This window comes from Allokutzneria sp. NRRL B-24872 (genome assembly GCF_002155965.1).
In the GTDB taxonomy this organism is placed as follows: domain Bacteria; phylum Actinomycetota; class Actinomycetes; order Mycobacteriales; family Pseudonocardiaceae; genus Allokutzneria.
In genome coordinates, this window is sequence record NZ_MUMH01000131.1 from 33662 (window position 1) to 39930 (window position 6269).

The 6269-nt window shown below is 70.5% G+C and carries 4 protein-coding genes and 1 pseudogene; 4 read left to right on the forward strand and 1 reads right to left on the reverse strand.

All coding sequences use genetic code 11. The features are described 5' to 3' along the window. Position 1: 1 nt before the first annotated feature. Positions 2–952, reverse strand: coding sequence for a heme o synthase (locus tag CCN37_RS29765; RefSeq protein WP_086827189.1), 951 nt, complete (start codon positions 950–952; stop codon positions 2–4). A 296-nt stretch (positions 953–1248) separates the two neighbouring features. Between CCN37_RS29765 and tkt the strand changes: the two genes are divergently transcribed. From tkt to CCN37_RS29785, 4 genes and pseudogenes are all read left to right on the forward strand, one after another. Next, positions 1249–3336, forward strand: a complete 2088-nt coding sequence (gene tkt / locus CCN37_RS29770) for a transketolase (protein WP_086827191.1) — start codon at positions 1249–1251, stop codon at positions 3334–3336. Beyond that, positions 3333–4445 carry a transaldolase gene (gene tal / locus CCN37_RS29775; RefSeq protein ID WP_086827193.1) on the forward strand — a complete coding sequence of 371 codons (1113 nt, stop codon included), beginning with the start codon at positions 3333–3335 and terminating at the stop codon, positions 4443–4445. The genes tkt and tal overlap by 4 nt, the downstream gene beginning before the upstream one ends. A 1-nt stretch (position 4446) precedes the next feature. Continuing rightward, complete coding sequence (locus CCN37_RS29780) at positions 4447–6090, forward strand: hypothetical protein (RefSeq protein WP_086827195.1); 1644 nt, start codon at positions 4447–4449, stop codon at positions 6088–6090. Then, positions 6087–6269, forward strand: a pseudogene (locus tag CCN37_RS29785) (glucose-6-phosphate dehydrogenase); the annotation flags it as partial. The gene CCN37_RS29780 and the pseudogene CCN37_RS29785, both read left to right, overlap by 4 nt.

Here is a 6269-nt window from a genome sequence, read left to right on the forward strand (position 1 = left end):
TCTACCAGGTCCAGGGCCAGTTCAGCACCGGGAGGCCGATCGCGGAGTCCACCGCGAGGGCCACGAACACCAGCATCAGGTAGGTGTTGGACATGTGGAACAGGCGCATCGGGTTGGCCTTCTCGCCGCGCCGGACCTGGCCGTGCAGGCGGTGGGTCAGCACCGCGAACCACACACCGGCCACGACGGCGGCCGACAGGTACAGCCAGCCGGAGGCCGGGACGAGCAGCAGCGACCAGGCGACCATGAGCCAGGTGAAGATCACGATCTGCCGGGTGACGTAGGCGGGCTCGGCGACGGCGGGCAGCATCGGCACGCCTGCGGCCTTGTAGTCGTCGCTGAACTTCATCGCCAGCGCCCAGGTGTGCGGCGGCGTCCAGAAGAAGATCACGCCGAACATGACGAAGGCGGGCCACTCGACGGTGCCGGTCACGGCGGCCCAGCCGATCACCACGGGCATGCAGCCGGCCGCGCCGCCCCAGATGATGTTCTGCGCGGTCCGCCGCTTCAGGACCAAGGTGTAGACGAAGACGTAGAACAGGATCGTCGCCACGGCGAGCACCGCGGAGAGCAGGTTGGTCGTGGCGTAGAACCAGGCGAAGGACCCCAGGCCCATCAGCACGCCGAAGATCAGCGCGTTGCGCCGGGGCACCGAGTGCGTGGCGAGCGGGCGGGCCTTGGTCCGCTTCATCACCGCGTCGATGTCGGCGTCGGCGACGCAGTTCAGCGCGTTGGCGCTGCCCGCGGCCATGATCCCGCCGACCAGGGTGGTGAGCACCAGCAGCGGCGACGGCAGACCCCGCTGGGCCAGCAGCATCGCCGGGATCGTGGTGACCAGCAGCAGTTCGATCACGCGCGGCTTGGTGAGGGCCACGTACGCGCGGACGCTGCTCTTCCAGTCGGGCCGCGGGTGGTGGTGGCTCCGGGCCGACGCGTCAGCGGTGATGCTCATCGCGTCCCCTCCGCAACGATCACCGGCGGCATGGGGCTCCTTCAAGATCGGACCGGGCAGTCAGTTCGGTTTCGACCCTGGGAACGCGGGTCACCCAAATGGTAGGCACGCTACTGAAGCGACGCGCGCGGGGGGTCGTGTGACGTGCCTTAAGCGACGTTCGCCACCGGCCACTACTAGGCTGATCGGTGGACGAGGGAGAACGAGCGGCAGCGCTAGTAGTTCCCCGCGCGCAGACGCTCCGCCCTCCTCGCGCGCGACCTTGCGGAACCTCAAGCGAAAGTGGGACAGCGTCCGTGTCCGTGAACACCGACCTCACCGGTCTGACCACCCCCAACCTGCCAGAGGACTGGACCGAGCTGGACCGGCGCGCGGTGGACACCGCTCGCGTCCTGGCCGCCGACGCCGTGCAGAAGGTCGGCAACGGCCACCCCGGTACCGCGATGAGCCTGGCGCCCGCCGCCTACACCCTGTTCCAGCGGGTCATGCGGCACGACCCGGCGGACGCGGACTGGCCGGGCCGGGACCGCTTCGTGCTCTCCTGCGGGCACTCCAGCCTCACCCTCTACATCCAGCTCTACCTCGCCGGCTACGGCGTCGAGCTCGACGACCTGAAGGCGCTGCGCACCTGGGGCTCGCTGACCCCCGGCCACCCGGAGCACCGGCACACCCCCGGCGTGGAGATCACCACCGGACCGCTGGGCCAGGGCCTGTCCTCCGCGGTCGGCATGGCGATGGCGGCCCGCCGCGAGCGCGGTCTGTTCGACCCGGACGCCGCGCCGGGTGAGAGCCCGTTCGACCACCAGATCTACGTGATCGCCTCCGACGGCGACATCGAGGAGGGCGTGACCTCCGAGGCGTCCTCGATCGCCGGGCACCAGCAGCTGGGCAACCTCACGCTGATCTACGACGACAACAAGATCAGCATTGAGGACGACACCGCGATCGCGCTCAGCGAGGACGTCGCCAAGCGCTACGAGGCCTACGGCTGGCACGTGCAGTCGGTCGAGGGCGGAGAGAACGTCAAGGACCTGCTGGCCGCGCTGGAGGCCGCTCGCGCGGTCACCGACCGGCCGTCGATCGTCCTGCTGCGCACGGTGATCGGCTTCCCGGCGCCGAACAAGATGAACACCGGCAAGATCCACGGCTCCGCGCTCGGCGGTGACGAGGTGGCGGCGGTCAAGAAGGTGCTCGGCTTCGACCCGGAGCAGAGCTTCGAGGTGGCGCCGGAGGTGCTCTCGCACGCCCGCGAGGTCGTCAAGCGCGGCGAGGCGGCGCGCGGCGAGTGGCAGAAGTCCTTCGACGCGTGGGCCCAGGCCAACCCGGAGCGCAAGGCCCTCTACGACCGCCTGGTCGCCAAGGAACTGCCCGAGGGCTGGGCGGACGCGCTGCCGAAGTGGGACGTCGACGCCAAGGGCCTGGCCACTCGCAAGGCCTCCGGTGAGGTGCTCTCGGCCGTGGCCGACGTGCTGCCGGAGCTGTGGGGCGGCTCGGCCGACCTGGCGGAGAGCAACAACACCACGATGAAGGGCGCGAACTCCTTCGGCCCGGAGTCGATCTCCACCGGCGAGTGGACCGCGCACCCCTACGGCCGCACGCTGCACTTCGGTGTCCGCGAGCACGCCATGGGCTCGATCCTCAACGGCATCGCGCTGCACGGCCCGACCCGCCCGTACGGCGGCACCTTCCTCGTGTTCAGCGACTACATGCGCCCGGCCGTTCGCCTCGCCGCGGTGATGAAGTCCCCGGTCGTCTACGTGTGGACGCACGACTCGATCGGCCTCGGCGAGGACGGCCCGACGCACCAGCCGATCGAGCACCTGGCCGCGCTGCGCGCCATCCCCGGCCTCTCGGTGGCCCGCCCGGGCGACGCCAACGAGACCGCCGCGGTGTGGAAGAAGGTGCTGGAGACCCAGGACGGTCCGACCGGCATCGCGCTGACCCGCCAGAACGTCCCGACGCTTGAGGGCACTTCTGCCGAGGGCGTCGCGCGCGGTGGTTACGTCCTGGTGGACACCGAAGGCACGCCGGATGTGATCCTCATCGGCACCGGCTCGGAGCTCCAGATCGCCGTCGCGGCCGGGAAGATCCTGGCCGAGCAGGGCGTTGCCGCTCGCGTGGTGTCCATGCCGTGCGTCGAGTGGTTCGAGGCCCAGGACCAGTCCTACAAGGACTCCGTGCTCCCGCGCGAGGTCCGCGCCCGCGTCGTGGTCGAGGCCGGGATCGCGCAGCCGTGGTACCGCTACGTCGGCGACGCCGGTGAGATCGTCTCGATCGAGCACTTCGGCGCGTCGGCCGACTACCAGACCCTCTTCCGCGAGTTCGGCTTCACCGACACCGCTGTCGTCGAGGCCGCCAAGCGCAGCATTGGAGCGACGAAGTGAGCAATCCCAACCTCATCGCACTGAGCGAGGCCGGTGTCTCGGTCTGGCTGGACGACCTTTCGCGCGAGCGGTTGGAGTCCGGCAACCTGGTCGAGCTGATCACCGAGTCCTCGGTGGTCGGCGTGACCACCAACCCGACGATCTTCGCGGGCGCGCTGTCCAAGGGCTCCGCCTACGACGCGCAGGTCGGCGAGCTGGCCGCGCGCGGCGCCTCGGTCGACCAGGCCGTCCGCGAGATCACCACCGCTGACGTGCGGCAGGCGTGCGACGTCTTCCGCGCCACGTGGGAGTCCACCGGCGGTCTCGACGGCCGGGTCTCGCTGGAGGTGGACCCGCGCCTGGCGCACGACACCGAAGCCACCGCCGCCGAGGCGCAGGAGCTGTGGAAGGCGGTGGACCGGCCGAACCTGATGGTGAAGATCCCGGCCACCGTGGCGGGTCTGCCCGCGATCACCCAGACCCTGGCGCAGGGCATCAGCGTGAACGTGACGCTGATCTTCTCCGTCGAGCGCTACCGCGCGGTGATGGACGCCTTCCTGGAGGGCCTGGAGCAGGCCAAGGCCAACGGCCACGACCTGTCCAAGATCGCCTCCGTCGCCTCGTTCTTCGTGTCCCGTGTGGACAGTGAGATCGACAAGCGCATCGAGGCGTTGGGCACCCCCGAGGCGGAGGCGCTGCGCGGGCAGGCCGCGATCGCCAACGCTCGCTTGGCTTTCGGTGCTTACGAGGACGTGTTCGCCTCTCCGCGCTGGACCGCGCTGGCCGAGGCGGGCGCTCGTCCGCAGCGCCCGCTGTGGGCCTCCACCGGCGTGAAGGACCCGAACTACTCCGACACCCGCTACGTCGACGAGCTGGTCGCGCCGGGCGTGGTCAACACGATGCCGGAGAAGACGCTGCACGCGGTCGCCGACCACGGCAAGATCACCGGCGACACCGTCACCGGCACCGCCGAGTCGGCCCAGGAGGTCTTCGACGCCCTGGCCGACGCGGGCATCGACCTCGACGACGTCTTCGTGGCACTGGAGACAGAGGGCGTGGACAAGTTCGAGAAGTCCTGGGCCGAGCTGCTGGAGACCGTGACCGACCAGCTCGACCGAGCGAAGGGTTGAGATGACTGACATTTCGGTCACACTCGTCCACAGTGGACTGACGGCTGAGGCCGCTCCGCTGGTGGACAGACTGGTCGCCGACCAGTTCGCGAGCAAGCTGACGGCGAAGGACGCCACGCTGTGGGGTCCGGCCGCCGAGTCCGAGGCCGCCATCCGGCTGTCCTGGACCACGCTGCACGAGACCTCCCGCCCGCTGCTCGCCGAGATCGACGCCCTGCGCGCCGAACTGCACGGCGAGGGCGTTGACCGCGTCGTGCTCGCGGGCATGGGTGGCTCCTCGCTGGCGCCGGAGGTGATCTGCGCGACCGCTGGAGTCAACTTGGTGGTGCTGGACACCACCGATCCAGCGCAGGTGGCGGACGCGCTCTCCGGGGACCTTGAGCGCACGGTGCTCGTGGTCTCCTCCAAGTCCGGCGGAACGGTGGAGACCGACAGCCACCGCCGCGTGTTCGAGAAGGCGTTCCGGGACAAGGGGATCGACGCTGCCTCGCGCATCGTCGTCGTCACCGACCCCGGCTCCCCGCTGGCCAAGGCTTCGGCCGAGGCGGGCTACCGCAAGGTGTTCCTGGCCGACCCGCACGTGGGTGGCCGCTACTCGGCGCTGACCGCTTTCGGTTTGGTGCCTAGTGGTTTGGCCGGCGCGGACATCGCGACGCTGCTCGACGACGCGGCTTCGGCGGCTCCGGCGCTGTCGGCGGATTCCGCTGACAACCCGGCGCTGCTGCTGGCTTCCGTCTTCGCCGCCGCGCACGCGCGCGGCGCGGAGAAGATCGTCATCGCCGACGCGGACTCCGGCATCAACGGTTTCGGCGACTGGGCCGAGCAGCTGATCGCCGAGTCCACCGGCAAGGAGGGCACCGGCCTGCTCCCGGTCGCGGTCGAGGGCATCGACGCGCCCGGCTTCGCCGACGCCGGTGAGGACGCGACGACGGTCAGCGTCGGCGGCGTCGGCGGCGCGGCGGCCCTCGCGGTCTCCGGTTCGCTCGGCGGCCAGTTCCTGTTGTGGGAGTACGCGACCGCCGCGGCGGGCAGGCTGCTCGGGATCAACCCGTTCGACCAGCCCGACGTCGAGGCGGCGAAGAAGGCGGCGCGCGCGCTGCTGGACGCTCCCGCCGACGAGACCACGGCGGCTCCTGCCATTTCCGACGGTCCCATCGACGTGTACGCGTCCGGGCTCGCCGGCGAGGCCGCGGGCTGGGCGGACAAGCTGTTCTCGCCGGAGACCGAGACCGTCGGCGCCGCGCTCAAGGCGCTGGTCGACGCGGCCCCCGAGCACGGCTACATCTCGATCCAGGCCTACCTCGACCGGCTCGACGACGCCTCGATCGCGTTGCTGCGCAAGGAGATCGCGCGGCGCACCGGGCTCCAGACCACCTTCGGCTGGGGTCCCCGGTTCCTGCACTCCACGGGCCAGTACCACAAGGGCGGCCACCAGAACGGCGTGTTCCTCCAGATCACCGGCTACTCGCCGGAGGACCTGGAGGTGCCGGAGCGCCCGTACACCCTTGGCGTGCTGCAGAAGGCGCAGGCGCTCGGCGACGGACAGGTGCTCGCCGAGCACGGTCGTCCGGTGCTGCGCCTGCACCTCACCGACCGGGCAGAGGGCCTGGTCCACCTGGTGAAGGCGGTGCAGGACTCGCTGTGAGTGCCAAGAGCTGGCGCAACCCGCTGCGCGACGAGCGGGACAAGCGACTGCCCAGGATCGCCGGGCCCTGCGGCCTGGTGATCTTCGGCGTGACCGGTGACCTCAGCCGCAAGAAGCTGATGCCGGCGATCTACGACCTGGCCAACCGCGGGCTGCTGCCGCCGGGCGAAGCCGGTGAG